The following is a 26,244-nucleotide window of genomic DNA, read 5'->3' as shown; positions in this document are numbered from 1 at the left end:
ACAGACTCCCGGTGCGATTGGTAACGACGGACCGCAGCGACACGCCGGTGCGGCAGAGTAATCTCCCTCCATCGACTGACCGACGCTTCGGTCGCGACGCACACGACGCGACCGAAGCGACGCGACGCGAGCGGCGCCGCTGAGGCGCCGCGCCTGCCCCGACGTGACCGACCGACGCGACTGACCCGAGCTGCCCGAAGCATCGACCCGTCTCAGAATGGCGACGCCAACCCGTGACTAGTGTGAGCATCGAGGCCCGGCCGGACAGGCCGCGGTGGTCGGCACCCCGCGGCGGTCCGCGGTGCTGAGCCGTGGCGGACAGCGGATCGGGGCGGCCGCGCTGGCCGGTCTGATCGCTTTCAGCGCCCCGGCCACCGCGGCGACCGCGGCGCCCGCGAGGCCGTTGACCGGGCCGGTCAGCGTCCTGACCGAGCCCAGCATCAGCGGCGACACGGTCCGCGCCGACCAGTGGCATCTGAACGCCCTCAGACTGACCGAGGCGTGGAACTACGCTAACGGCGCCGGCGTCACGGTCGCGGTTCTCGACTCCGGAGTCGACGCCCACCACCTCGACCTGGAGGGCCAGGTGCTGCCCGGGCTCGACCTGGTCGACAAGCAGGGCGACGGTGAGAGCGACCCGGTCGGCCACGGCACCTCGGTGTCGGCGTTCATCGCGGGCCGGAACGACGACCAGGCCGGCGTCGTCGGCATCGCCCCCAAAGCCAAGATCCTTCCGGTGCGGGTGCTGGACAACAAGAACCGCTACGACGACGCCCTGATCGTGGCCAAAGGCGTGCGCTGGGCGGTCGACAACGGCGCCGACGTGATCAACCTGTCGCTCGGCGGCAGCGGCGCCAGCGCCACTCTCGCCGCCGCCATCGACTACGCGTTCGCCAAGGACGTCGTCGTGATCGCCTGCACCGGCAACGCCAGCGGCACCAGCACCCAGAAGACCACGAACGTCGGCGTCTGGTACCCGGCCCGCGAACCCGGGGTGATCGCGGTCGGCGGCACCGAACGCGACGGCGAAGGTCTGTGGACCGGCTCCATGCGGGGGAGCGAGACGGTCGTGACCGCGCCCGCGACCGATCTCGTCGGGGCCCGGCCGGACGGTTACTGGCGTGTCCAGGGCACCAGTTTCGCCTCGCCGATGGTCGCCGGCACCGCCGCGCTGATCCGTTCTCGCTGGCCGGACATGCCGGCCAGCGAGGTCGTCAACCGGATCATCCGGACCGCCCAGGACCGCGGGGCTCCCGGCCGCGACGCCGAGTTCGGCTTCGGCCTCGTCGACCCGGTCGGGGCGCTCACGGCGGACGTGACCTACGCGGCCGACAACCCGCTCGACAACACGCCGTCTCCCGGCGTCGCGAAATTCGGCAGCGCGCCATCCCCGGGGCAGGCCCAGTCGGCGCCCGAGGAGAGCACCAAGCCGGACGGGGACGCCTCTCCGGTGCCGGGCGGCAACACGGGAGCCTGGGCGACCCCGGTGGATCCCGCACCGACCGGTGTGCCGACGGCCCGCTGGATCGCGATCCTGCTCTTCCTGCTGTCGGCGGCCGCCGCCGCGATCACCATCCGCCGCTTCGCGGCCACCGCCGGCTGACCTTCGCGATTCCGGCCCGGCTCCAACCTTTTCATCCGGTACGCGGAACGCCCGCACCACCGACATGGCCCGAGCCGCCTTCGCCGGTGAGCGAGATCGCCGCCCGAACGCGGGAGACCCTCACGAGCCGGCCGCCACCGGCCGGTGAGGACCGCTACGCCCGAGAGTCGCGTGTCGGCCGTGAGCCTGGGCGACATCGCGCTGTAGCCACGTGCGTCGTGGCCTGCGGTTGGTGAGGACCGGTCCCGTACGAGAAAAGGTCAGTTCGGGTTTTGCGACAGCACGAATCCCGGCCCGGCGCGGGGAGCGCGCCGGGCGTGGCAGAGGTCAGGAGGTGGCGCACTCCCCGGTGCGGACAGCTCGGTTGTTGTCGCGGCCGGCCTGAGCGATCGGAGCCGCTTCGTCAGCCGTGAGGGCGAAGCCGACGTTCTTGTCGTCGGCCGCCGCCGCGAAGATCACGCCGAGGACGCCTCCGCCGGGGTCGATCAGCGGGCCGCCCGAGTTGCCGCTGCGGACCAGGGACTTGATCGTGTAGATCTCCCGGGTCACGTCGCCGGACTTGTAGATGTCGGGGCCGGTGATGTTGCTGACGTCGCGGACGCGGGCCGACTGCGCGTTATAGGGCCCGTCCTGCGGATAGCCGAGCACGATCGCGTTGGCCCCGGTCGCCGCTTCCTTGGGGACGAACGGCATGACCGGCGCCTTGAGACCGGGCACGTGCAGGACGGCGAGATCGCGTTTGGGGTCGTAGACGACGACGGTGCCGTCGAGTTCGCGGCCGCCGCTCTCCACCACCACCTCGGCGGTGCCGGCCACCACGTGGGCGTTGGTCATCACCCGCTCCTTGGCGTAGACGAAGCCGGTGCCCTCGATGCGGCGGGAGCAGCTCGGCGCCGAACCGAGGATCTTCAGGACCGAGTTTCGGGAGTCCTTGACGACCTTCGAGTTGGCCAGCGCGGGGTCGGGAGCGGCGACCTCGCGGGCCTGGGTGCGGGCGAAGCCGCCGAAGACGTCGGGGAACCCGTCGGTGTCGATGGTCTCGCCCAGGCTGGAGGAGAGCGCCTGCACCTCGTCCGGGATGACCCCGTTGACGCCGCTGAGGATCGCGCTGCTGCGGACCTCACGGTTGACCCAGGGGATCGCCGAGGTCTTGACGGGGACGGCGATCAGCCAGGCAGCGAAGAGCACCGCGACGACCGAGACGACAGCGCCACCGGCATCGTCGAGATGTTGCAGCGGGCGGCTCTCGATCACCTGCCGCAGGTTGGTGCCCAACCAGCCCGCCAGGGTCTGGCCGAGCACCGCCAGCACCAGGATGATGCCGAGCGCGACGAGCAGCCGCACCGTGCTGTTCGCGAACTGGCGAGCGATCAGCGGCCCCAGTTGGAGACCGATCAGCACGCCGCTGAAGAAGCCACCGAGCGACAGCGCGCCGATGACGAAGCCCTGGCGGTATCCGCTGATCGCGAACAGCACCATGACCACGATCAGGAAAATATCGACCACGGGCACTCACTCAGCGTAGAAGTCGCAAGCCATCTCACGGCACCACCTCATCCGGCGCACCGCCGCGGGCGGCCGGAACCGGCGCGGTGGCGGCCGGAAGTTCGACGATGCGGCCCGGCTCCCAAGGGAGCGCCCAACCGGCCATGTCGAGCAAAGTCGCGATCACCCCAGCCGTGAATCCCCAGACGAGCAGTCCTCGGACCTGGAACGCGGGCCCGATCCAACCACTCGGATGTCGCACCCGGATACGGTTCGCGGGGTCGGCTAGTTCACTGATCGGCAACCTCGCGACGTGCGCCACCTCGGAAACCTGGAGCGGGTGCACCGGATGTGGCTTTCGCCACCATGCGAGCACCGGGCTGACCACGAAGCCGCTGACCGGAATCCACAGATCCGGCAGGAGGGCCAGCACCTCGGCGGTGGACGGGTCGAGACCGACCTCCTCGTGGGCCTCGCGCAGTGCGGTGGCCGGGGCGTCGGCGTCCTCCGGGTCGGTGGCGCCGCCGGGGAAGGCGGGCTGGCCGGCGTGGTTACGCATGCTCGCGGCCCGCTGAAGGACCAGTAGGTCGGGGCGGCCCGGCTCGTCCTCGTCCTCACCCAGCAGGACCAGGACGGCACTGTGCCGGCCGCCCGTGCCGGCGGGCCGGCGCAGGGTGGTGAAGTCCTCCGTGCGGCAGTCGCCGACCCGGGTCAGCAGTGGCTCGAACCAATCAGGCAGTCCGTCCGGCCGCCCCAGCACCTCGCCCCGGCTCATCGGGTCACCGTAACGCCGGTGTGTTTCTTCATCTGTTCGATCAATTGGTCGACGTCCATGGCGTTGCGATGCACGTACTTCCCCCCGTCGGCATCGATGAAGACGGTCGCGGGCAGCGTCAGCACCCCGAGTTCATCGGCGAACCGTTTCTCCCGGTCGAAGAGGGTCGGAAAGCTGACAGCACGGTCGGCGGCGAAATCGGCGGCGGCCGAACGGCTGTCATTGGTGTCCACCCCGATGACGGTGAACCGGCCCTCCGCCCGGTCGGCCAGCCCCTGGATGACCGGAAGCTCCTCGCGGCACGGGCCGCACCAGGACGCCCAGATGTTGATCACGGCGGGGCCGCGCAGGTCACGCAGCCGCACCTCGCCGCCGCCGGTGAAACACGGCAGGGCGACGTCGGGCAGCGAGACCGCGGTCGGCGCGGAGCCGGTCAGCCCCTGACAGGCGGCGAACGGCGACGGTCTCTCCGGCTCCTCGGGCGTGGCGGCCGCCGCGCAGCCCGAGAGCACCAGCGCCGCGGCCAGCACCGCAAGAAGCCGGGTCACGCGTCCTCCGGCTCTCGCAGGGCTTCCGCGGCGCCCAGGGCTCCCGGTGCTTCCGGGGCGGCGTCCTCGGGGGTGAGCACCGCGGCGGCCGGGACCAGGCCGGGATCGACGCCGGCGGCCACGGCCAGGTCTCGCGCCCGTGGTCCTTTCAGGAGTTTCGCCGCGGGAGCGGCCTCGGTGGGGCCGGTGCCGAACGACGGGCACATGGCGGCCAGCGTGCAGGCGCCGCACGCCGGTGTCCGTGCGTGACAGACCCGTCGCCCGTGGAAGATCACCCGGTGCGACAGCATGGTCCAGTCGCGTTTCTCGATCAGATCGGCGACCAGGAACTCGATCTTCACCTCGTCCTGCTCGTCGACCCAGCCGAAGCGGTTGGTGAGCCGCCGGAAGTGGGTGTCGACGGTGATGCCGGGCACGGCGAACGCGTTGCCCAGCACCACGTTGGCGGTCTTGCGGCCGATGCCGGGCAATTTCACGAGGTCGTCGAGCTTGCGCGGAATCTGCCCGTCATGCCGCTCGAGCAGCGCCTGACCGAGCCCGATCAGCGAGTTGGTCTTGGCCCGGAAGAAGCCGGTCGGCCGGAGCAGCGTTTCCATCTCGGCACGGTCGGCGGCGGCGTAGTCGGCGGCCGTGCGATAGCGGTGGAACAGCTCAGGGGTGACCTGGTTGACCCGCACGTCGGTGGTCTGTGCGGAGAGGATCGTCGCGACGGCCAGTTCGAGCGGGTTGGTGAAGTCGAGCTCGCAGTGCGCGTCGGGGTGCGTCTCGGCGAGCACACGGGCCATCCGCCGGGCCCGTCGTTTGCGGCCGAGGACCGTCTCCCCCGCGAAGCGCTTGGGCGCGAGAATCGCGGCGCGGGGTCGAGTCACCGGTAAAGAGTACGTCGGCCGTACGACATCATCGCCTCACGCCGACGGCTTGATCGTCCCGTTCGATTCGATCACGGCCCCGGTCTCCGGAAAGTCCGCCTCGGTGAGCTCGGCGACCATCTTGCGGCCGCGGTCGTCGGACTTCTCGTGGGTGGGCACCCCGGCGTCGTTCAGATAGGTGGAGACGAACTTGCCGCCCGCGTACTCCCCCTCTCTGGTGAGCGAGACGTGGAGCACCCCGGAGTGCTTGAGGATGCCGTCCCGGGAGAGCGTGCGGCCGCCGCCGGCGAAGTTCCCCAGGCTGTACGCGATCAGCTTGCCCTTGTAGAACTCCATGGCCCGGAGCACGTGCGGCCCGTGGCCGACGACCAGGTCGGCGCCCGCGTCGATCACGGTGTGGCTGAACTTGATCGGGTCGCCCCGGTTCTCGCTGTAGTAGATCTCGTTGCCCGGCTTCACGTGGGTCTGGCCGGCGCCCTCGGCGCCCATGTGCACCTGCACCACGACCAGGTCGGCCTTCTCCTTGGCCGAGGACACGACCGCCGCCGCGGCTTTCAGGTCGTTCAGGTCGTTCGCCTCCTTGTACGACGAGAAGCCGACCACCGCGACCTTGACGCCCTTGACCTCGACGACGGTGATCTGGTCCTTGGCGCCGGTGTGCTCCAGCCCGGCCGCCTCCAGCGCCTCGACGGTGTTGCGGTAACCCTGGGGCCCGTAGTCGTTGGAGTGGTTGTTGGCCGTGTTGAGCAGTTGGAATCCGGCCTCTTTGAGGTGCTTGGCGTAGGCCGGCGGGGCCCGGAAGGCGAAGCAGTGGGGCCGTTTCGGCGTGCCGCACTTGGAGGTGCCGGTGTCGCCGGTGAGCGGCTGCTCCAGGTTGCCCATGACGAAGTCGGACTTGAGGACCCCGGTCACGGAGTCGAAGAAGCCCTTGCCGTCGTTCGCCGGGAGCTTGCCGGGCGCGTCGCCCATGATGATGTCGCCGGTGGCGGAGAGACTGATCGACTCGACCTGCCCGGACTCCTCGACCGGTTTCCCGGCGGGCCCGGTCGCGGGCGCGGACCCGGCCGGAGATTTCCAGACCGGATCAGGTTCGCTGCCGGCTGAGCCGCAACCGCCCAAGCCAGCCCCAACCAGGACAAAAGTGGCTATGAAGGCGGCCAAAGCGGGCCGCTTCCTCTGGTGAGACCGGGGCTGCGAGTTCATCGACGGGGACGATACCGTCGATCCGCAAGCGGGATCGACAGACGAAAGGCCTGTGCGGATATGGCCGGACCGCTGAATTGTCACCACCGGTCACGGCATATTCAGTTACCGTCCAGTATCTGGATCAAGGGGTGGCCGCCCGTTTCCCGCCCGCGTGCGCCTAGACTGATCGAGCGCAGACGTTGCGCGTTTTCGGAGGTGCGGCGATGGATGAGGTACTGGCTCGCAGCGGAATCTTCCAGGGAGTAGACCCGGAAGCCGCAGAGGCGCTCGCCAAGGAGATGGACACGATCGAAGTCCGCAAGGGCGACGTGGTCTTCAACGAGGGCGAGGCCGGCGACAGCCTGTATATCGTTCTGTCCGGAAAGATCAAGCTTGGGCGCCGGGCCGCTGACGGCCGGCAGAACCTCGTCTCCATCATGGGGCCGTCGGACATGCTGGGCGAGCTCTCGCTCTTCGACCCCGGCCCACGCACGGCCACCGCGACCGCGGTGACCGACAGCCGCCTGGCCCGGCTGAAGAAGTCGTCGCTGCGCCCGTGGCTCAACAACCGGCCGGAGATCGCCGAGCAGTTGCTCCGCGTGCTGGCCCGCCGGCTGCGGCGCACCAACGACGCGCTCGCCGACCTGATCTTCACCGACGTGCCCGGCCGCGTCGCGAAGAACCTGCTGCAGATGGCGGGCCGGTTCGGCACCCGTGACGGTGGCGTGTTGCGCGTGACCCACGACCTCACCCAGGAGGAGCTGGCCCAGTTGGTCGGCGCCTCCCGCGAGACGGTCAACAAGGCGCTCGCCGACTTCGCCTCACGCGCCTGGCTGCGCCTCGACGGCAAGAGCGTGATCATTCTCGACCCGGAGCGCCTCGCCCGGCGCGCCCGCGTCTGACACTGCGTAACGCCTTATAAGGGGTCGTCCGTATGGACGGCCCCTTAGCCGTGCTCGTTACACCTGTCCGTGTCGCACCCCCACGGCCACTCGTTACGGAGGTGGCCGAGAGGCACCGGCGTGGACAGGGAAGGGCGCGGCATTGAAGGCAGGCAGGGGTGTGGCGAGATGACCGTGCTCGACACCACGCTGGACCCGCGTGACCCGGCCTATCTGGAGGGGCGCGGCACCACCCTGGAGCGCCTCGCCGAGCTGGAGTCCGCCCTCGAAGAGGCCCGGGCCGGAGGCGGAGAGAAATATGTGACACGGCACCACGCGCGCGGCAAACTGCTGCCCCGGGAGCGCATCGAGATGCTGCTCGACCAGGACGGCCCGTTCCTGGAGCTGTGTCCGGTCGCGGCGCGGGGCACGGAGTACCCGGTCGGCGGCAGCGTGGTCACCGGGATCGGCGTGGTCGAGGGCGTCGAGTGCGTCGTCGTCGCGAACGATCCGACGGTGGACGAGGGGGCGGTCAACCCGTACACCGCTGAGAAGATCCGGCGCGCCACGACGATCGCCTCGATGAACCGGCTGCCCCTGATCAACCTGGTGGAGTCGGCGGGCGACAGCGGCTCGGCCGGCGGACTGTTCCCGCCGGACCGGGTGCCGTCGATCTGCGTGGTCTTCGGCGCCACCAGCGGCGACGCGGCCTATCTGCCGGCGCTGTCGGACTACACGATCCGGGTACGCGGGCACGCCAAGGTGCTGACCATCCACCCGCAGCCGATAAACGGGCACACCGGCGTCGACGTACGCGCCACCCCGGTCGTGCCGGCCGGCCCGGACGGCCCCGCCGACCAGCTCGCCGAGGACGAACGGGACGGGCTGCGCCTGGCCCGGCAGTGCGTCCGGCGGCTCAACTGGCGCAAGCACGGCCCCCCGCCGCGCAACCGGTGCCCGCGTGCGCCCCGGCACGATGCCGAAGGCCTGCTCACCCTGGCCGCCGCCGACCCGGCCGCGTTCGAGCCGCGTGAGGTCTTCGCCCGGATCCTCGACGAGAGCGACTTCGACGAGTTCAAGCCCGGCCACGGCGCCGCGATGGTGGCCGGATGGGGTGAGCTGCACGGATACCCGCTCGGTGTGCTCGCCACCCCGGACCGGTCGTGCTCGGCGGCCGAGGCGCAGAAGGTCGTCCACTTCCTGCATCTGGCGAACGCGACGGCGACGCCGGTGCTGTTCCTGCGGCACCTCGGACCGCCCCCCGAGACGCCCGCGCCCGCCGAGGAGTACGACTCGCGCCACGACGCCCCGATGGCGCATGCGATCGCCCGGTCCACCGTGCCACACCTGATCCTCACCGTCGGCGCCGTCACCGGCGAGCGCACCGACGAGCCCCGCTTTCGATTCAGCTGGCCCGCGGCCGGCTCCACCCCGGTCGATGACGGCGTCATCGACCCACGCGACACCCGTACGGTCCTCGGCTTATGCCTCTCCGCCGTGCACAGCGCGGCTGTGGAGGGCGCCGGACACGTCGGCGTGTTCCGATCTTGAAAGGTAGACCAGTGATCCGACGACTTCTGGTGGCCGACCGTGGAGAGGTCGCCCGCCGGGTGTTCGCCACCTGCCGACTGGTCGGTATCGAGACCGTGGGCGTCTACTCCGACGCCGACACCGATGCCCCGCACGTCGTCGAGGCCGACTACGCGGTTCACCTGCCGGGCAGCACCCCGTCGGCGACCTATCTGCAGATCGGGGCGCTGATCGCGGCCGCCCAGCGGGCCGGCGCCAACGCCGTGCACCCGGGCAGCGGCGCGCTCGCCGAGAACCCGGAGTTCGCCCAGGCCGTCATCGACGCCGGGATGATCTGGGTCGGCCCGCCCCCGGCCACGCTCCGCACGCTGGCCGCCAAGATCGAGACGAAGAATCTGGTCGCCGAGGCACAGGTGCCGGTCCTGCCGACGTTCACCGATCCGGACCGGGTGCCCGGCTTCCCGGTGCTGATCAAGCCGGCCGCCGGCAGCGGCGGCCACGGCATGCGGGTGGTCCGGGACGCCACCACCCTCGCCGAGGCGATCGCCTCCACCCGTCGCGAGGTCGGCGGTGACGTGTTCTGCGAGCCGTACGTCAGCAACGTCCGCCACATCGAGGTCCCGATCCTGGCCGACGCCCAGGGCGCGGTCGTGCCGTTCGGTGAGCGGGAGTGCTCGGTCCAGCGCCGGTACCAGAAGATCGTCGAGGAGACCCCGTCCCCGGCCGTCGACGTGGCGCTGCGCGAGGACCTGTGCCGGGCCGCGATCGTCGCCGTCCGGGCGCTCGGCTACGTCGGCGCCGGTGCGGTCGAGTTCCTCCTCGACGCCGCGGGCGACTTCTGGTTCCTGGAACTCACCCCGACCCTGCAGGCCGACCACGCGGTCACCGAGTGCGTCTCCGGTTACGACCTGGTCCGGCTCCAGTTGCTGGTGGCGGAGGGCGGCAGCGTGCCGATGCCCGGCCCGCCGCCGATCCGGGGCCACGCCATCGAGGTGCGCATCTGCGCCGAGGACCCGGCCTACGCCTGGCTGCCGGCCGCCGGCACCCTGCACCGGTTCGCCGTACCCGACATCGCCGGCCAGTTCCGCCCGCTCCCCCAGCCCGGCCTGCGCCTCGACGCCGGCGTCACCGACGGCTCGGTGATCGGCGTCCAGTACGACCCGATGATGGCCAAACTCATCGCGTGGGCACCCAGCCGCCAGGAGGCCGCCCGGATGCTCGCCTCCGCCCTCGCCCGGGCCCACCTGCACGGCGTCGTCTCCAACCGGGACCTGCTGGTCCGGGTGCTGCGGCACCACGCGTTCCGGGCCGGCGACGTCGACACCGGCTTCCTCGACCGGCACCCCGAGGTGTTCGCCCCACTGCTCTCCTCGGTCGACGCCGTCCGCCTCTCCTGCCTCGCCGCCGCCCTCGCCGGCGCCGCGGCCAGGCGGGCGTCCGCCCCGGTGCTCAGCTCGCTGCCGTCCGGCTGGCGCAACGTCCCCTCCGGCTCCCAGACCGCCGTCTACGACGGTCCCACCGGCCCCGTCGAGGTCGGCTACCGGATGAACCGCCACGGTGACCTGGCCGGCTGGTGGGTCCGCGCCGTCGACCCCGAGGAACTCGACCTCGCCGGCCTCGGCCAGGCCCCCGTCGCCGACGAACACCCCGCGGTCGTCGTCGTCCAGGCCGCCAGCAACCGGGTCGTCCTCAACGTGCAGGGCATCCGCATGGGCGTGCACGTCCACCGCGTCGGCGACGTCTCCTACGTCGACAGTCCCGAGGGTTCGGTCGCGCTCCGCGAGATCTCCCGCTTCCCGCTGCCCGCCCTCGAGGCCGCTGAAAGCTCCCTGATCGCCCCACTTCCCGGCGCCGTCCGTCGCGTCCTGGTCGTCCCCGGCCAGCGCGTTCGCGCCGGCGAACTCCTGCTCACCCTGGAAGCCATGAAGCTCGAACACCCGGTCCACGCCCCGTCGGCCGGTGTGGTCTCCTCCCTCCCGGTCCAGCCCGGCGCCGAGGTGGACACCGGCGAACTCCTAGCCGTCCTAGACCCCGAATAGCCGCCCCCCCCTCCCCGACCCGCGCCAGTCAGCCCGCAGAAGCACCATCCTCGCCCCGGACTACCGCGCGACGAAGGCACCGCTCAAGCCCCCAGCGCGCCTCTCGGGCAATCCCCGGGCCACCGGCTACCGCATCCCTGCCATCGACCGTCCCGCCCAGCAGGCGACCCCTCAGCCGTAGCCGCAACGCGAAATAGCACCGTCGAAACGCGCCCAGACGACGGCTCGCCGCACTCCGCAACCCGGGGCCCTAGCCCACACGTGGAACGCCGGCCCGGTGACACGCTTGAGCGACGGCTCGCTGAGCCGGCCGTAACGCAGACGCGGAACTGGCGGTGCGACACCTGCCTGGGCGACGGCTCACCGTTCGGGCACTGGTCTGGCGGGAAGGGGGCAGCAGCCCGGTGGCCGCGCTGCGGCCGTGCGGATCCGCCGGGCCTCGCGTGGGGAGCCACGTGAGGTGTGGCGCGGCGAAGGGCGGCTTGTCTCGTACGAGAGAAGCGAACTGACCGGAATCCCGCTGGGTCGGCCCGGCGAAGCGAACCGGGAGCACAGCGAGGGGGAGCGCCGGGCGCCGGGAAGGGGGTGCGGAGAGAGGGCGCCGGGAGAGCGTGGCGGTCAGCTTCCGAAGAACCACTTGCTGAAGAAGTTTTTGCGGGCCGGGTTGTTGTGCACCGTCGGGGTCTCGTCGAGGGTGGGCGTGCTCGGCGGGATGGGCCGTGGCCGCGGCGGTGGCACGTGGTTGGTCGACACCGAGCGATAGACCGCCGGCGGCGGTGGCGGCGTGCTGGGGTCGAGGTGCAGATTGCTCAGCAGGTCGCGGAGTTGTTCGGCGGTCGGCCGGGCGGCCGGGTCGTTGTTCATGCCGTAGCGGAGGATGTCGGTGAGGGCCCGGGGCACGCCGTGCAAGTCGTGGATGGGCTGGTGGAACAGGTCCATCAGGGTGAGCAGGCTGGGGCTGCGGTTGCTCTCCCAGCGGGGTGGCCGGCCGCTCATGACGGCGTAGAGGGTGGCGCACAGGGCGTAGACGTCGGCGGCGCCGGACGGGGTGTCGTGGCGGAACATCTCCGGCGGCGCGTAGGCGGGGGTGAGCACCTCGAGGGTGACCATGGAGTCGCGCATCTCGCCGAGGACGGCCAGGCCGAAGTCGGCGAGGACGGCCGGGTTGAACTCGGAGTAGAGGATGTTGGCCGGTTTGACGTCGCGGTGCAGGACGCCGTTGGCGTGCGAGTGCACCAGCGCGTCAGCGATCTTGATGCCGACGTCGCGGGTCTCGGCGGGGGTGAGCGGGGAGACGCGCATGCGGTCGAGGTACGACCCGTCGCACAACTCCATGATCAGGTAGGGATGCTGGTCGACCGTCACGCCGACGTCGAACAGGTCGACGACGTGCGGGTGTGACGACATGCGCCCGGCGGCGCGCGCCTCGCGGAGGAAGCGGGCCTGGTCGCGGGCGCTGTCGAGGGTGCGGTTCTCCACCTTGATGGCGACGTCACGCCCGACGGAGTCCTGGACGGCGCGGTATACGGTGGCATACCCACCACGTGCCATAATCGACAAACCGGACATGCCTGGCACGTAAGGTACGGGCAGGGCGCCAGGCGGAGTATCCGTCACGGGATAGAAAATACGCCAGCCGCCGCGGAGATCATCCGGGCACGTCAGACGCGTAGGCGACAGTTTCCTCCACGGCGGTCACCGAGAGGGTGTCCCGCAGCTCCTCGGCGGTTGCCCGCTCGCTGGCCTGCTCGGTGGAGTACGCCAGACGGACCGCTTCCTCAGCCGCCTCCCGGGCCTCCTCGCAACGGTCGGCCGCGGCCAGCACCCGGGCCCGGACCATGGCCGAGATCACGGTGCTGCGGACGTCCTCGGCGGGGGCCGAGGCGGCCCGCTCGATCCAGGTGAGAGCCGTGTCGACGCGGCCGTCGGCGAGCAGGGCGGAGGCGTACGACGCCAGCGCGTGCCGCCGCGAGAAGAGCATCGACGGCGTCGACATGTCACTGGCGATCGGCGCCAGCAGCCCGATCGCGGTCGCCGCGTCCCCGGCCCTGGTCCGCGCCTCGGCCAGCAGCACCCGTGGCCCCACCTGGGCCGGCGCCAGCGGATTGTGCGGTTCGACCGCGGTCATCACCCGTCGCGCGTCGGCTTCGGCGGCTTCCAGGTCACCGAGTTGCAGGGCGACGAACCCGCGCAGGGTCCCGGCCATGCCGAGCAGCAGCGGATGGCCGGTGCGGCCGGCGTAGCCCATGGCGTCGGTGAGCAGGTCACCGGCGTGTTCGGGTTCGTTGAGCCCGCGGGCGATGGCACCGCGCACCACCAGGGCGAGCCCGCAGCCCCAGTCGTCGTTGACCTCCAGGAACTCCCGGTACGCCCGGCGCGCCTGCCCGTCGGCGGCTCCGAGATCGCCGAGTTCGGCGGCCGCGTAGGCCTCGACGACCCGCAGCGTGCCGACCGCCCAGCCCTCACCGACCCGGTCGCCGAACGGCAGGAAGAGCCGGGCCAGCCGGCGTGCCTCCTGCAACCGGCCGGCCAGCAGCCGGGCGAACGCCGTGGTGCCGCGCAGCCAGGAGCGGCCGACCGGGTCGCCGAGTTCGGCGAAGAGCCGCGCCGCCCGGCCCAGCACCGCGTCGGTGCCGGCGAAGTCGCCCCGGGTGGTGGTCACCCAGGCCAGGCTCTGCAGCGCCCAGGCCTGCCCGTGGCGGTCCCCGGCGGCGAGCGTGACCTGATAGGCGGCGGCGAACCGGCTGCTGGCCTGGCTGAGCTTGCCGGACAGGAAGTCGGCCATGCCGAGGCGGCGCATCGCGTTGGCCCGCTCCGGTAGCAGCTGGGCCTCGGTGGCCACCTCGAGCGCCTCCTGCCAGGCGGTGACGGCCCGGTCGGTGTCGCCCAGCGCCTCGTGGGCCCGGCCGACCACGATCATCGCCTCGGCCCGGCAGACCGGCTCGTCGGCGGCGCTCACCGCGATCTTCTCGCCGAACGTCAGCGCTTCCTCGGCCCGGCCCAGGCGCAGCAGCGCACGGGCGTGCACGAGTTGGTCGGGCAGCGGCAGCTCGCCCTTGGCCAGGGCGATGGCGCGTTCCGCGTACTCGATGGCGGCGGCGGGTTCGATGTCGGCGAGGGCGCGCCGCGCCATCCGGCCGAGCGCCGCGACGCCCAGCGGGGCCACCTCGCGGGCCGGCGCGTCCGGCCGCAGCCGCACGGCGTCGGCCAGTTCGACCGCCTGCCCGGCGTGGGCGGCGATGAACGCGTCCCGCTCGCCGTCGGTCAGGTTGAGCCGGACCGCGCCGTCGTGCCCGGCTTCGGACACACTCTCCGGCGCCGCCCAGGCGGCCAGGTAGGCGTGCCGTTCGGCCAGGTCGGCCTTGCCGATCCCGGCGTAGGCCGCCTCCCGCATCAGCGGGGTGCTGAACTGGTAGCCGCCGGACCGCGACCGGTGCAGCATGCGCCGCTGGAGCAGTTCGTCGACGGCTCGTTCGAGTTCGACCGCGACGACCACGCCCGGCCGGCTGTCGGCGACCGCCCGCCGCTCCTGGAGCGCCTCCAGTACGCCGTTGGGCACGGTCGTCCCGGCCACCGACGCGTCCCGCAGCACCGACCGCGGCTCCGCGGTGAGCGCGTCTATACGCGCGGCGAGCACCGCGGCCAGGTCTCGGGAGAGCAGCCGGCTGCCGAGTGATCCGGCCGCGAGCTGCCACCGGCCGGCCGCGTTGGCGCCGACCGCCGGGGTGAGCGCGCCCCGCTCCATCAGCAGGGTGACCATCTCGGCCAGATAGAACGGGTTGCCCTGGGCGGTGGCGAGCAGCCGGTCGCTGTCGGCCGGGGGCAGCTTGCCGCCGTGCAGATATGACGTGAGCAGCCGGGACGCGTCGGCCCCGCGCAGCGGCGGCAGGGTGTGCACCTCGGCGTCGGCGAGCCGGGCCATCGCCTGCGAGGAGCGCACCAGCTCGGGCCGGCTGAGCAGCAGCACCACGACCGGGCCTTCCAGCCGGTTCAGGGTGCGGCCGATCGCCTCGATCGTGGTGTCGGTGGCGTCGTGCACGTCGTCCACGATCACCACCAGCGGTTCCTCGGCGGCGAGCGCGTTGAGCAGGTCGGCGACGGCGACGGCGATGGCTTCGGCGTCGATGCGCCTGGCGCTGGACGGCCAGTCGGCGGGCGCGGCCGGGCCGATCGGGCGGTCCGGGGCCTCGCCGTACCCGAGCAGCACCAGCAGGCGGTCGCTGTCGACCTGAACGCCGAGGCGGTTGCCCAGCTTGCGGAGGCGCTCCTCGACGACCGTGCGGGCGACCGTGGTGGCCACGTCCTTGGGCAGGCCGGCCGCCTTGCGGACGAGGTCGGCCAGCGGCGCGTAGCGGCGGCGCTCACCGAACGCCCGGCAGCGCACCCGCAGCACCCGCGCGCCGTGCCCGGAGTATCCGGAGGCGAGGCGCTTGACCTCGCCGGCGAACCGGGACTTGCCGATGCCGGCCTCGGCGGTCATCACCATGATCCGGGGGTGGCCGGTGTCGATCGCCTCGGCCAGCCGGCCGGAGAACCGGCCCAGCTCGGCCTCGCGGCCCACGAACGGCGCCTCGTCGCCCAGACCGGACCGGGTGCCCGGCGCGTCGTGCAGGCCGAGCAGCTCGTAGGCCGGAACGGGTTCGCGCTTGCCTTTGAGCCGCAGCGGCCGTAGCTGCCGCCAGGAGGCGACGTGCCGGGTGCCCGCGCTGGTGCGCTCGCCGGCGTAGACGGTCCCCACCGCGGCGGCGTCGGCCAGCCGGGCGGCGGTGTTGACCGTGTCGCCGATGACCGTGTACTCGATGCCGGCCTGCATGCCCGCGACCACCTCGCCGGTGTTGAGCCCGACTCGCAGGCCCAGGGGGGCGCCACCGCCGCGCTCGTCGTCGAGCACCCGGCGGACCGCCCGCTGCATGCTCAGCGCGGCCCGGACCGCGCGCTCGGCGTCGTCCTCGTGGGCCACCGGGGCGCCGAAGACGGCCATGATCCCGTCGCCGGTCAGCTTGTCGACGTGCCCGCCGAACGTCTTCACCGCGCCGGCCAGCGCGGCCAGCACGCGGTCGGTGACCGCGCCGACCCGCTCCGGATCGAGGTCCTCGGAGAACGAGGTGAAGTCGGAGAGGTCGCCGAAGAGCACGGTGACGATGCGCCGCTCGGCCGCGGGCAGGGAGGCCGCGGCCGGGAGCGCGGCGCCGCAGTGGTGACAGAAGCGGGCGCCGGGCACCGCGACGGTCCCGCACACAGGGCAGGTCACGGCGTTTCCCGTCGCTGCCGCAGATAGTCGAGCTGCGCGGCCGCGGACCACTCGGCGGCGAACCGCACACCCGGATCGATGTCCGGATAGACCAGGTCGACGACGGCCTCGGGCGTTTCGGCGCCGGCCGCCATGGCGGCCGCCACCTGCGCCAGCCGCTCACGGCGGTGTTCGAGATAGAAGCGGGCGCGCTCGGCCGTGTCGGTCCGGGCCGGGCCGTGGCCGGGCAACATCAACACTTCGGGGTACGCGCTGAGCAGTTCAAGACTGCGCAGGTAGGCCCCGAGGTCGCCGTCGGGCCGGGCGACCACCGTGGTCCCGCGACCCAGAATGGTGTCTCCGGTGAACATGGCGCGGTCGTCCCCACACTCGATGAGAAAGGACACCGAGTCACTGGTGTGCCCTGGAGTGTCCACCACCCGTATGTCGAGCCCGTTGCCGCCGAGCCACTCGCTCGGGTCCAACGGGTCACCGTGGAGGCAGTACGCCGGGTCGGCGGCGAGCACCGCGGTGCCGCCGAGCAGTTCGGACAGTCGGTCGGCGCCCTCGACGTGATCGTGATGACCGTGTGTGATCAGGATGAACTGGAACGGGCCGTGTTCGGCGATCCGCCGCAGATGTCCCTCGTCCAGCGGCCCGGGGTCGATCACGGTCGCGTAGTCCGCGCCGGGAGCCCGCAGGATCCAGGTGTTGGTGCCGTCCAGCGTCATCGGCCCCGGGTTGGGCGCCCGAAGCAACGTCACCCAACCCGGTAGCCGGTCGGCCTCGGCCGACTCGGGCTCAGCGCCCCCCATGACCCGAATCGTACGTCGGTCCGGGGGCGTTGACGGAGACACGATGTCCGATCCGGTCACCATCGGTGAGCAAATACTGCCGAATCACCGCAAGATCACACTACCTCGGCGATGACCTCGACCTCGACGGGCGAGCCCAGCGGCAGCTCGGAGACCCCGACCGCGGCGCGGGCGTGCCGGCCCTGCTCGCCCAGGACGGCGGCGAAGAGATCGGACGCGCCGTTGATCACGGCCGGCTGACCGGTGAAGCCGGGCGCCGAGGCGACGAATCCACCCACCTTGACGATCTTGACGACTCGACCCAGTCCGACCAGCGCGTCGATCGCGGCGAGGGCGTTGAGCGCGCAGAGGCGGGCCAGCCCGGCGGCCTCCTCGACGCTGACCTCGGCGCCCACCTTGCCGACCTGCGGCAGTTTGCCGTCGACGAACGGCAGCTGGCCGGAGACGTAGACGTGGTTGCCGGACTGCACGGCGGGCACGTACGACGCGACCGGCGCGGCCACCGCCGGCAGAGTCAGGCCCAGTGCGGCGAGCTTGGCGTAGGCGTCGACCGCGCCCTCCCCGGAGACGGGGGCCGGAGTGGTCATGACTTGGGTCGCTTCAGGTAGGCGACCAGCTGCTCGGGGCCGTTCGGGCCGGGAACGACCTGGACCAGCTCCCAGCCGTCCTCGCCCCAGTTGTCGAGGATCTGCTTGGTCGCGTGGACCAGCAGGGGCACGGTCACGTACTCCCACTTCTGCATTGCTGGTGCTCTCCTCACGTCGGATACCGGCACAGCTTAGGACGCGCGCCCGCCCGCCGTTGGCTAGGCTGGGCTGCGAATTGTGTACGGAAAGCGCACATGCCATCACGGAGAGCCAGGAGCGGAGGATGACATGACGCAGGACGCACGGAACGAGCCGGGCGGGCACCCGGAGCCGCCACCGTCGCCCGAGCCGGAACCGCCCATGCCGATCCCGCCGGTGGAACCCATTCCGGCGCCCGAACCGCCGCACACGGCCGCGTTCACGGCTCCGGACCTCGACACCGCCGAACATCCGGTGGTGTCCGGTGAGGTGATATCGCACACTCCCGAGCCGGTGTGGCATCAGCCACCGCCCCACGGCCCCTGGCACGCCCAGCACGAGAGACCCGGCGAGTGGCGGCACGCGCCACCGGAGCACCTGGCCTACCAGCACTCGCCGCCGGCCGAGATCCAGCCGCAGGCCGAGCCGATCTGGGTGGGGTCGCCGACCGGCCGCCTGCCACCGGCCGCCGACCCGCGAGCGCGTTCGACGATTTTCCTCTCCATGGCCTTCGTGGCCACCCTGGCGCTCTGCGGCGGCGGCGCCGTCTCGGCGTATTACCTGCTCAGGGACGCGGACAACCCCGGTTCGCCGGACCCGACCACCGCGGTCAACCGGTTCCTGACCGCGGTCTACACCCAGCAGGACGCGACCGCCGCGCGCGATCTGGTGTGCAGCAAATCCCGCGATGAGGCGAAACTCGCCGCCCGGGTGGAGCAGATCAGCGGGTACGCCGACGGCTACCAGGCCCCGGTTTTCCGCTGGGACGAGCCGGCCGTGGCCGACCGGGACGAGGAGCGGGCCCGGGTCGACGTGCGGATCGTCATGTCGACCGACGACGAGAAGACCGCCGCACAGGATCTCCGTTTCACCGTCGTCCGGAAGACCGGCTGGCTCGTGTGTGAGGTCAACGGCTGACACGTCGCCGTACCGTGGACCCCATGGGCGACGAACACCGCAACTGGCCGGAGCGGCTGCACGTGGTGACCGGCAAGGGCGGCACCGGCAAGAGCACCGTGGCGGCCGCGCTGGCCCTGGGCCTGGCGGCCGGTGGCCGGCGCACGCTGCTGGTCGAGGTGGAGGGCCGGCAGGGCATCGCCCAGTTGTTCGGCCTGCAACCGCTGCCGTACTCGGAACGGCGGGTCGCGGCCACCACCGGCGGCGGCGAGGTCCGCGCCCTGGCCGTCGACCCCGAGGAGGCCCTCCTCGAATACCTGGACATGTTCTACAAGCTCGGCGCGGCCGGGCGGGCGCTGCGCAAGGTCGGCGCCATCGACTTCGCCACCACCATCGCCCCCGGCCTGCGTGACGTGCTTCTCACCGGCAAGGTGAAAGAGGCGACCACCCGGTCGAAAGACGGCGGCCGGGTCTATGACGCGGTGGTGCTGGACGCGCCGCCGACCGGCCGGGTGGGCCGGTTCCTGAACGTCACCGAGGAGACCGCCCGGCTGGTCAAGGTCGGTCCGATCAAGACACAGAGCGAGGGTGTGGCGTCGCTGCTGCGCTCACCGATGACGGCGGTGCACGTGGTCACGCTCCTGGAGGAGATGCCGGTCCAGGAGACGCTGGACGCGATCGCCGAGCTCACCGCGCTGAAGATCCCGGTCGGCCGGGTGGTGGTGAACGGCGCCCGCCCGCCACTGCTGGCCGGCGGCAAGGTCACCAAGGCGGAGATCAAGCGCGGGCTGACCGCGGCCGGGCTGACCGCTGCCCCGGCGACGGTCAACCAGCTGGCCGCCGAGGCGCAGGCCCACCTCACCCGGCGGGAGCTGGAGGAGTCGTTGCGGCTGGAACTGGCCGAACTGGGCCGTCCGATGGTGGAGCTGCCGCTGCTCCCGGACGGCGTCGATCGCGCGGCCCTGGACGATCTGGCGGCTCTCCTCATGCGAGCTTGATCGACGCGAATGTCCGATCAAGACGCACTACCCTGAAATGGTGGCTGAATTGACCGCTCCACGGCTCGACGTCGACGGTCTCCTGGCCGACCCGGCCATCCGCATCGTGGTGTGCTGCGGAGCCGGCGGCGTCGGGAAGACGACCACTGCCGCCGCGCTCGGCCTGCGCGCGGCCGAGGTGCACGGCCGCCGCACGGTGGTGCTCACCATCGACCCGGCCCGTCGTCTCGCCCAGTCGATGGGCCTGACCGAGCTGGACAACACACCCCGGCAGGTCAAGGGGATCGACGTCGACTCCAGCGGCGGCGAGCTGTACGCCATGATGCTGGACATGAAGCGCACGTTCGACGAGGTGGTCGAGCAGCACACCACGCCGGGACGTGCCGCCGAGATCTTCGGGAACCCGTTTTATCAGGCCATGAGCTCGACCTTCGCCGGCACCCAGGAGTACATGGCGATGGAGAAGCTGGGCCAGCTGCGGGCCGGCGACCAGTGGGACCTGATCGTGGTGGACACCCCGCCGTCCCGGTCGGCGCTGGACTTCCTGGACGCGCCGGCCCGGCTGTCGCGGTTCCTCGACGGCCGGATGCTGCGGCTGCTGCTGGCGCCCGCGCGGGGCGGCCGGAGCGTGTTCAGCCTGGTCACCGCCTCGTTCGGACTGTTCTCCAAAGCTGTCCAGAAAATCCTCGGCGCCCAGTTGCTGACCGACCTGTCCGGCTTCGTCGCGGCGCTGGACTCGATGTTCGGCGGGTTCCGGCAACGCGCCGACCAGACATACCGGATCCTTCAGGACCCGCAGACGGCGTTCCTGCTGGTCGCCGCGCCGGAGCGGGACGCCATCCGGGAGGCCGCCTATTTCGCGGAGCGGCTGGTCGAGGAGCGGATGCCGCTCGCCGGGCTGGTCCTGAACCGGATGCACCAGACCGAGCCGGCCGGGCTCGACGCGGCGGAGAGCGAGGCCGCGGCCGACCGGCTGACGGCCGACGGTGACCAGCAGATCACCGCGGACGTGCTGCGGATCCACGCCGGGCTGCTGCGCCAGTCCGAGCGGGAGACCACGGTCGCGGCCGAGTTCACCAGGGCGTTCCCCTCGGTGCCGGCCACCGCGATCGCGGCGCAGCCCGCCGACGTTCACGACGTCGACGGGCTGCGAACGATCGGAACGCTGATCGCCTGATCAGCGGGTGGAGACGAGCACCTTGTCGGCGCCCTTCTCCCGCAGTGCGGCCTCGAACATCTTCCGCCAGCTCGCCACATGCGGGTGACGGCGAAGCAGGGCTCGCCGTTCCCGTTCCGTCATGCCTCCCCAGACGCCGAACTCGATGCGGTTGTCCAGGGCGTCGGCGAGGCACTCGTAGCGGACCGGGCAGCTGCGGCAGATCCTCTTCGCCACGTTCTGCTCGGCGCCCTGCACGAACAACGCGTCAGGGTCGCCACTCTGACACGCCGCCATGCTGGGCCAGTCGCTGATCATCCCCACGGTAAACGTCCCCCCTTGTTTCACCCCCTGACGCCGGCGGCCCCTGTTCCCCCGTGCCATCGGCGTCCGTGTCTCGCCGCACCATCATGCTCTGTAGTTGGGTGATTACGCAACGTTGTCCCTCAAATACGTATAGGCCGGTAGTTCCGGGCATAGCGGTTGTGGCTGGGTGGCCGAACGGGGGTATCTTCGGTGCGAATAGGGAAAAACGCTCCGCCATGAGGGGTGACAGGTCACACTCATATCGGGCGGGGAGAGCCTTCTCGGCGGGCGAGCGCGTGCACGGTTCGCGTACCCTGCTCGGGTGACCTCCTGGTTTCGCAGACGCGATCACAACATCTTCACGAACGCCACCTCGCTGCTGATATGCGGCCTACTGGCCGGCGTGGTCGTGGCCGCCGCGGCGTTCCCGGCCGCGGCGATGACCGGGCTCGCGGCGAAGGCGGGCGGTCAGACGTTCGCCAACCTGCCGAGTGAGCTCAAGGAATTCAGCTCTCCGCAGATCACCCGGGTCTACGCGTCCGACGGCAAGACGCAGATCGCGCTGTTCTACGACGAGTTCCGCAGCGACGTTCCGCTGCAGGACATCTCGCCGTTCATGCAGGCCGCGATCCTGGCCGCCGAGGACCGGAAGTTCAAGGAGCACAACGGCGTCGACCTCAAGGGTGTCGCCCGTGCGTTCGTGAGCAACAAGCAGGGTGGCACGCAGCAGGGCGCCTCCACGCTCACCATGCAGTACGTGCGGATGTCGCTGGCCTACTCGGCCACCAACCCGCAGGAGGTGATCGCCGCTACGGAGGACAGCCCGAAGCGCAAGGTCAACGAGATGAAGTACGCGCTTCAGATCGAGAAGCAGATCTCCAAGGACCAGATCCTGGAGCGCTACCTCAACATCGCGCCCTTCGGCAACCAGGCCTACGGCGTCTACGCCGCCAGCCAGGTCTACTTCAACAAGCGGCCGAAGGACCTGACCGTCGCCGAGGCGGCCATGCTCGCCGGCATGGTGAAGGCGCCGAGCAGCTTCAACCCCACGACGCCGAGCGGCAAGGAGCAGATCACCGCCCGCCGGGACAACTACATCGTCCCGGCCATGCTGGAGATGGGCGCGATCACGCAGGCGCAGGCCGACGAGGCCAAGAAGGCCGAGATCCCGAGCAAGGTCAAGCAGGTCGGCCGCGGTTGCGCCTGGGTGGCGAAGAACCACTGGGGCTTCTTCTGCGACTACTTCCACCGCTGGTGGCTGGAGCAGGAGGCGTTCGGCTCCACGTCCTACGACCGGGAGCGGCGCCTCAAGAGCGGCGGCTACCGGATCGTCACGACGATGGACATCGAGGGCCAGTCGGCCGCCCGCAAGCAGGTCTCGGAGCGGCAGTCGGACTCGAGTGAGAAGGCGCTGCTGCTGGCCGGTGTCGAGCCGGGCAACGGCAAGGTCCGCCTGCTCGCGGCCAACCGTAAGTACAAGCTCGACGACCCCGACAACCCGCAGAACAAGCCTTCGTCGGACCCGAAGAAGGCCAAGGCGGGCGTCCGGGGCACTCACCCGAACACCACGAACCCGCTGCTCAGCGGCGGGGGCGACATCTACGGTTACCAGGCCGGTTCGGTGTTCAAGATCTTCCCGATCATCGCGGCCCTGGAGAACAACTACCCCCTCGGCTACACGATCAAGGCGGAGAAGCAGTACCGCTCCAACTACATCGTCGGCCCCGGTCCGGCCACCTGTGACGGGCACTTCTACTGCCCGAAGAACTCCGGTGGCGCCGGCGGCAAGGTCTACGACATGTGGTCCGCCTTCGCGAACTCGATCAACACCTACTTCATCCCGCTCCAGGAGCGGGTCGGCTCCGAAAAGGTGATCGCGGTCGCCAAGCGGTTCGGTGTGCAGTTCCGCCAGCCGGACGAAGCCAAGATGACCACCAAGGAGGGCGGCGCCAACCAGTTCGGCGCGTTCTCCCTGGGCGTCACGGCCTCCACACCGCTCGACATGGCGAACGCGTACGCGACCCTCGCCGGCGACGGCATGTACTGCTCGCCCACGCCGGTCGAGCAGATCAGCACGCAGGACGGCCAGAACATCGACGTCGGCAAGCCGCACTGCACCCAGGCCACCGACAAGAACGTGGCCCGGGCCGCCCTCGACACGGCACGCTGCCCGGTCGGCGACTCGGCTCAGCTCGGCAACTGCGCCGGCAACACCGCCGGCAACACCCGCGGCATCGTGGACCACCCGGTCTTCGGCAAGTCCGGCACCACCGACGCGGAGAAGACCGCCTCGCTGATCGTCGGCACCACGAAGATCGTCGTCGCCGGCTACCTGGTCAACCCGGACTACCAGGACCACAACGACCACATGAAGCACGACACCGTCAACCCGGCGGTCCAGTACACCGTGCGGGACTACATGAAGGGCAAGCAGCCGCAAGGCTTCAAGAAGCCGACGAGCTCCAAGATCGCGTACGGCGAGCAGCGCTCGATCCCCGGCGTGAAGTGTGACTCGGTCTCCTCGGCGACCAACCGCCTGGAGGACGCCGGCTTCCACGTCTCGACGGGCGCGCCGGTCGACTCCGAGTGCCCGGCGGGGACGGTCGCGAGCACCAGCCCGTCCGGCAAGACGATCAAGAACGGCGCGGTGGTCCTCGAGATCAGCAACGGCAAGGGCGGACAGCCGAATCCAGGCAACAGCGCCCCACCGGGTAGGCGCAACTAGCCAGGAACGCCGAACGGGCGGGAGAGTCACTCTCCCGCCCGTTTCCGTACGTCCCTCTCAGACGAGCTGGCGCCGCACCTCGGCAGCGACCCGGCCGCCGTCGGCCCGGCCCGCCACGGCCGCCTGGGCCGCCTTCATCGCCGGGCCCATCTGAGCCTTGCCGGTGAAGCCGCCGGCCGCGAGGGCCTCGGACACCAGGTCGGCGATCTCCGCGTCGGTGAGCTGCTTCGGCAGGTAGCGGTCGAGGACCTCGCCCTCGGCCGTCTCCTTGGCCGCCTGCTCGGTACGCCCCGCGTCGGCGAACGCGGTCGCCGCCTCGCGCCGCTTCTTCGTCTCCTTGGTCAGCACCGCCAGCACCTCGGCGTCGGAGAGCTCACGCGCCTCCTTACCGGCGACCTCAGCGGTCCGGACCGCGGCCAGAGCCATCCGCAGCGTCGAGGTGGTGAGCTCGTCCCGGGACTTCATCGCGGTGCGCAGGTCATCGTTCAGGCGGTCTTTCAGCGTTCCCATGACCGGAGAAACTACCCTTGCGGGCATGCGTAAGCGCTCCCTTATTTCGGCCGCCGCCACCCTGACCGCCCTCGGCGGCGCGACACTCGCCTATGCCTCCCTCATCGAGCGCAACATGTTCACCTTGCGGCGCTTCGACGTCCCGGTCCTCGAACCAGACGCGGAACCGCTGCGCATCCTGCACCTGACGGACCTGCACATGATGCCCGACCAGCGACGCAAGCAGGAGTGGGTGGCCTCGCTCGGTGGCGCCGACCCCGATCTGGTCGTGGTCACCGGCGACAACATGGCCGACGCGGGCGCGGTCCCCGGTGTGCTGCGCGCCCTCGACCCGCTGCTGTCGGTTCCCGGCGCGTTCGTCTTCGGCTCCAACGACTACCGCGGTCCGGTCTGGAAGAGCCCGCTGGGCTACCTGATGCCCGACCGTGAGTACGTGCAAGGTGTCGACCTGCCCACCGAGGATCTTCGCGCGGCCCTGGTGGACGCGGGCTGGGCCGACCTGAACAACGCCCGCACCACCATCAAGGCCGGCGGCCGTTCCATCGAGCTGGCCGGGGTGGACGATCCGCACATCGAGCGGGACGACTACCCGTCGGTGGCCGGCCCGATCAGCGCCGGCGCTGACCTGCACCTCGGCGTCACCCACACGCCCGCCTCCTGGGTCCTGGACGCGATGGCCGCCGACGGTTTCGCCCTGCTGCTCGCCGGCCACACCCACGGCGGCCAGGTCTGCGTGCCCGGGTTCGGCGCCCTCACCACCAACTGCGACCTGCCCACCTCGATGGCGAAGGGTCTGCACCGCTGGCCCGGCTCGGACGCCTGGCTGCACGTCTCCGCCGGCCTAGGCACCCATCCCACCGCGCCGATCCGCTTCGCCTGCCGCCCGGAGGCCTCACTTCTCACCTTGATCCCGCGCTGACCTGCGGTTCTACCTTTTCGGGATACCGGTTGGCAGGGCCGGTACGGGCTCCGCTAGTATTTACCTCGCAACACCGGGGTGTGGCGCAGCTTGGTAGCGCGCTTCGTTCGGGACGAAGAGGCCGTGGGTTCAAATCCCGCCACCCCGACCAGGTGGTTTGCAGATCGGGCCCGGTCGCCAGAAATGGTGACCGGGCCCGATTTTTTGCCGTCCACCATCAGTGACCGGGACGAGCGACAAACCGGCGGCTCAGCACCTCCCCCGGGACATCGATCGAAGCCGCTTGATGCGCACCCTTTCGCCTGTTTGCATTTTCACATGTCGCGAGCGGCCACTATCAATTGCCGTCTGGACCGATGCTTCATTTCCGACGACAGTTCGACCATTCGCATGGAGTGCGCATTCGTAAACCACGGGGATTGAAAATGCGTAAGTCCTCCAGGCGCGTGCGCACCGTCGTCAGAGCCGGACTGTTCGCGGCGGCATCCGTACTCGTCGGACCCAGCCCGGCGTACGCCACCTCGACCTGCACGACCTCGCTGTACATTGCGACCGAAGGGCGCAAGCCCCATGACGCTCCCGCTCTCAGCAACGGCTCGGTGAACTGCCAGCTCAAGCGGAACAACCGTGGTGAAGCCGTTAGGGCCCCGCAGAACGCCATGCAGATGTGTTACGAAAAGCGGATCGAGGCCGACCGCATTTTCGGCGGCGACACGGAGACCGCACTGAGATCGGTGCAGCGCGCGATCGGAGTGGCGGACGACGGAATCTACGGCCCGAACACGCGTCGCGCTATGAAGTTCTGGAACACGAACGGCTGCAGCAAGCTCTGATTCACCATTCGGCTCCATAATCACCGTGAATGCTTCATGCCTCATTGACGGCGAGGGTTGTCGAGCGGTGATTCGACGAGTCGTGGGGGGGGGGGGGGGGGGGGGGGGGGGGGGGGGGGGGGGGCGGGCGGGGGGGGGGGGGGGGGGGGGCCGCG

22 protein-coding genes and 1 tRNA gene are annotated in these 26,244 nt (G+C 70.8%); 11 read left to right on the top strand and 12 right to left on the bottom strand.

Features of this window, described 5'->3' with window-relative positions; translation table 11 throughout:
* Nucleotides 1–274 precede the first annotated feature (274 nt).
* Entirely contained in the window at nucleotides 275–1,603 is a 1,329-nt protein-coding gene (gene mycP, locus QLQ12_RS41020; RefSeq protein WP_282766442.1) for a type VII secretion-associated serine protease mycosin, read from the top strand.
* Nucleotides 1,604–1,930: 327 nt separating this feature from the next.
* On the opposite strand, the gene QLQ12_RS41015 is transcribed toward mycP, so the two are convergent.
* The 5 genes from QLQ12_RS41015 to QLQ12_RS40995 are packed head-to-tail and all read right to left on the bottom strand — an operon-like array spanning nucleotide 1,931 to nucleotide 6,483.
* A complete protein-coding gene (locus QLQ12_RS41015; protein WP_282766441.1) occupies nucleotides 1,931–3,115 on the bottom strand; it encodes a MarP family serine protease in 1,185 nt (394 codons plus the stop codon).
* 28 nt (nucleotides 3,116–3,143) lie between these two features.
* Complete coding sequence (locus tag QLQ12_RS41010; RefSeq protein WP_282766440.1) at nucleotides 3,144–3,863, bottom strand: NUDIX hydrolase; 720 nt, start codon at nucleotides 3,861–3,863, stop codon at nucleotides 3,144–3,146.
* Entirely contained in the window at nucleotides 3,860–4,411 is a 552-nt protein-coding gene (locus tag QLQ12_RS41005; protein ID WP_282766438.1) for a TlpA family protein disulfide reductase, read from the bottom strand. Before QLQ12_RS41005 ends, QLQ12_RS41010 begins: the two co-directional genes overlap by 4 nt.
* A complete protein-coding gene (gene nth, locus QLQ12_RS41000) occupies nucleotides 4,408–5,280 on the bottom strand; it encodes an endonuclease III (RefSeq protein WP_282766436.1) in 873 nt (290 codons plus the stop codon). Before nth ends, QLQ12_RS41005 begins: the two co-directional genes overlap by 4 nt.
* Nucleotides 5,281–5,316: 36 nt before the next feature.
* Nucleotides 5,317–6,483, bottom strand: a complete 1,167-nt coding sequence (locus QLQ12_RS40995; protein ID WP_282766435.1) for a CapA family protein — start codon at nucleotides 6,481–6,483, stop codon at nucleotides 5,317–5,319.
* A 206-nt stretch (nucleotides 6,484–6,689) separates the two neighbouring features.
* Here QLQ12_RS40995 and QLQ12_RS40990 point away from each other — a divergent pair, with 206 nt between their 5' ends.
* The 3 genes from QLQ12_RS40990 to QLQ12_RS40980 all read left to right on the top strand — a co-directional run bounded on the left by QLQ12_RS40990 (nucleotide 6,690) and on the right by QLQ12_RS40980 (nucleotide 10,915).
* Nucleotides 6,690–7,367, top strand: coding sequence for a Crp/Fnr family transcriptional regulator (locus tag QLQ12_RS40990; protein WP_014447921.1), 678 nt, complete (start codon nucleotides 6,690–6,692; stop codon nucleotides 7,365–7,367).
* A gap of 168 nt (nucleotides 7,368–7,535) precedes the next feature.
* Nucleotides 7,536–8,897, top strand: coding sequence for a carboxyl transferase domain-containing protein (locus QLQ12_RS40985; RefSeq protein ID WP_282766433.1), 1,362 nt, complete (start codon nucleotides 7,536–7,538; stop codon nucleotides 8,895–8,897).
* An 11-nt stretch (nucleotides 8,898–8,908) separates the two neighbouring features.
* Complete coding sequence (locus QLQ12_RS40980; RefSeq protein WP_282766432.1) at nucleotides 8,909–10,915, top strand: ATP-binding protein; 2,007 nt, start codon at nucleotides 8,909–8,911, stop codon at nucleotides 10,913–10,915.
* Between the two features lie 618 nt (nucleotides 10,916–11,533).
* Here QLQ12_RS40980 and QLQ12_RS40975 read toward each other — a convergent pair.
* The 5 genes from QLQ12_RS40975 to QLQ12_RS40955 all read right to left on the bottom strand — a co-directional run bounded on the left by QLQ12_RS40975 (nucleotide 11,534) and on the right by QLQ12_RS40955 (nucleotide 17,702).
* A complete protein-coding gene (locus tag QLQ12_RS40975) occupies nucleotides 11,534–12,532 on the bottom strand; it encodes a serine/threonine-protein kinase (protein WP_282766431.1) in 999 nt (332 codons plus the stop codon).
* Between the two features lie 31 nt (nucleotides 12,533–12,563).
* Nucleotides 12,564–16,166 carry an adenylate/guanylate cyclase domain-containing protein gene (locus tag QLQ12_RS40970; protein ID WP_282766430.1) on the bottom strand — a complete coding sequence of 1,201 codons (3,603 nt, stop codon included), beginning with the start codon at nucleotides 16,164–16,166 and terminating at the stop codon, nucleotides 12,564–12,566.
* Nucleotides 16,163–16,960, bottom strand: coding sequence for an MBL fold metallo-hydrolase (locus QLQ12_RS40965; protein ID WP_282766429.1), 798 nt, complete (start codon nucleotides 16,958–16,960; stop codon nucleotides 16,163–16,165). Before QLQ12_RS40965 ends, QLQ12_RS40970 begins: the two co-directional genes overlap by 4 nt.
* Before the next feature lie 95 nt (nucleotides 16,961–17,055).
* Complete coding sequence (locus tag QLQ12_RS40960) at nucleotides 17,056–17,547, bottom strand: RidA family protein (protein ID WP_282766428.1); 492 nt, start codon at nucleotides 17,545–17,547, stop codon at nucleotides 17,056–17,058.
* The gene (locus tag QLQ12_RS40955) at nucleotides 17,544–17,702 is read right to left on the bottom strand and encodes a DUF4177 domain-containing protein (protein WP_282766427.1); all 159 of its coding nucleotides are present in this window, start codon (nucleotides 17,700–17,702) and stop codon (nucleotides 17,544–17,546) included. The genes QLQ12_RS40960 and QLQ12_RS40955 overlap by 4 nt, the downstream gene beginning before the upstream one ends.
* A 133-nt stretch (nucleotides 17,703–17,835) precedes the next feature.
* Here QLQ12_RS40955 and QLQ12_RS40950 point away from each other — a divergent pair, with 133 nt between their 5' ends.
* Genes QLQ12_RS40950 through QLQ12_RS40940 form a run of 3 tightly spaced genes read left to right on the top strand, consistent with a single transcriptional unit; the run spans nucleotide 17,836 to nucleotide 20,817 of the window.
* Entirely contained in the window at nucleotides 17,836–18,663 is an 828-nt protein-coding gene (locus QLQ12_RS40950; RefSeq protein WP_282766426.1) for an Rv0361 family membrane protein, read from the top strand.
* Between the two features lie 23 nt (nucleotides 18,664–18,686).
* Nucleotides 18,687–19,640: an ArsA-related P-loop ATPase gene (locus QLQ12_RS40945; protein WP_282766425.1), complete on the top strand. Its 954-nt coding sequence runs from the start codon at nucleotides 18,687–18,689 to the stop codon at nucleotides 19,638–19,640.
* A gap of 37 nt (nucleotides 19,641–19,677) precedes the next feature.
* Nucleotides 19,678–20,817, top strand: coding sequence for an ArsA family ATPase (locus QLQ12_RS40940; protein WP_282766424.1), 1,140 nt, complete (start codon nucleotides 19,678–19,680; stop codon nucleotides 20,815–20,817).
* On the opposite strand, the gene QLQ12_RS40935 is transcribed toward QLQ12_RS40940, so the two are convergent.
* Entirely contained in the window at nucleotides 20,818–21,120 is a 303-nt protein-coding gene (locus QLQ12_RS40935) for a WhiB family transcriptional regulator (RefSeq protein ID WP_041832981.1), read from the bottom strand.
* A gap of 304 nt (nucleotides 21,121–21,424) precedes the next feature.
* On the opposite strand from QLQ12_RS40935, the gene QLQ12_RS40930 reads away from it, so the two are divergent.
* The gene (locus tag QLQ12_RS40930; RefSeq protein WP_282766422.1) at nucleotides 21,425–23,827 is read left to right on the top strand and encodes a transglycosylase domain-containing protein; all 2,403 of its coding nucleotides are present in this window, start codon (nucleotides 21,425–21,427) and stop codon (nucleotides 23,825–23,827) included.
* Nucleotides 23,828–23,884: 57 nt separating this feature from the next.
* Here the strand turns inward: QLQ12_RS40930 and QLQ12_RS40925 are convergent, their stop codons facing one another.
* Complete coding sequence (locus tag QLQ12_RS40925; protein ID WP_282766421.1) at nucleotides 23,885–24,337, bottom strand: GatB/YqeY domain-containing protein; 453 nt, start codon at nucleotides 24,335–24,337, stop codon at nucleotides 23,885–23,887.
* 25 nt (nucleotides 24,338–24,362) lie between these two features.
* Between QLQ12_RS40925 and QLQ12_RS40920 the strand changes: the two genes are divergently transcribed.
* From QLQ12_RS40920 to QLQ12_RS40910, 3 genes are all read left to right on the top strand, one after another.
* A complete protein-coding gene (locus QLQ12_RS40920; protein WP_282766420.1) occupies nucleotides 24,363–25,256 on the top strand; it encodes a metallophosphoesterase in 894 nt (297 codons plus the stop codon).
* Nucleotides 25,257–25,330: 74 nt separating this feature from the next.
* Nucleotides 25,331–25,407: transfer RNA gene (locus tag QLQ12_RS40915), tRNA-Pro, on the top strand.
* Nucleotides 25,408–25,681: 274 nt separating this feature from the next.
* Nucleotides 25,682–26,089: a peptidoglycan-binding domain-containing protein gene (locus tag QLQ12_RS40910; RefSeq protein ID WP_282766418.1), complete on the top strand. Its 408-nt coding sequence runs from the start codon at nucleotides 25,682–25,684 to the stop codon at nucleotides 26,087–26,089.
* Nucleotides 26,090–26,244 lie beyond the last annotated feature (155 nt).

It is taken from the genome of Actinoplanes sandaracinus, from assembly GCF_030009775.1.
Classification (GTDB): Bacteria; Actinomycetota; Actinomycetes; order Mycobacteriales; family Micromonosporaceae; genus Actinoplanes; species Actinoplanes sandaracinus.
Note: the sequence above shows the minus strand (reverse complement) of the source record. Positions and strands in the feature narration are given on the sequence as shown.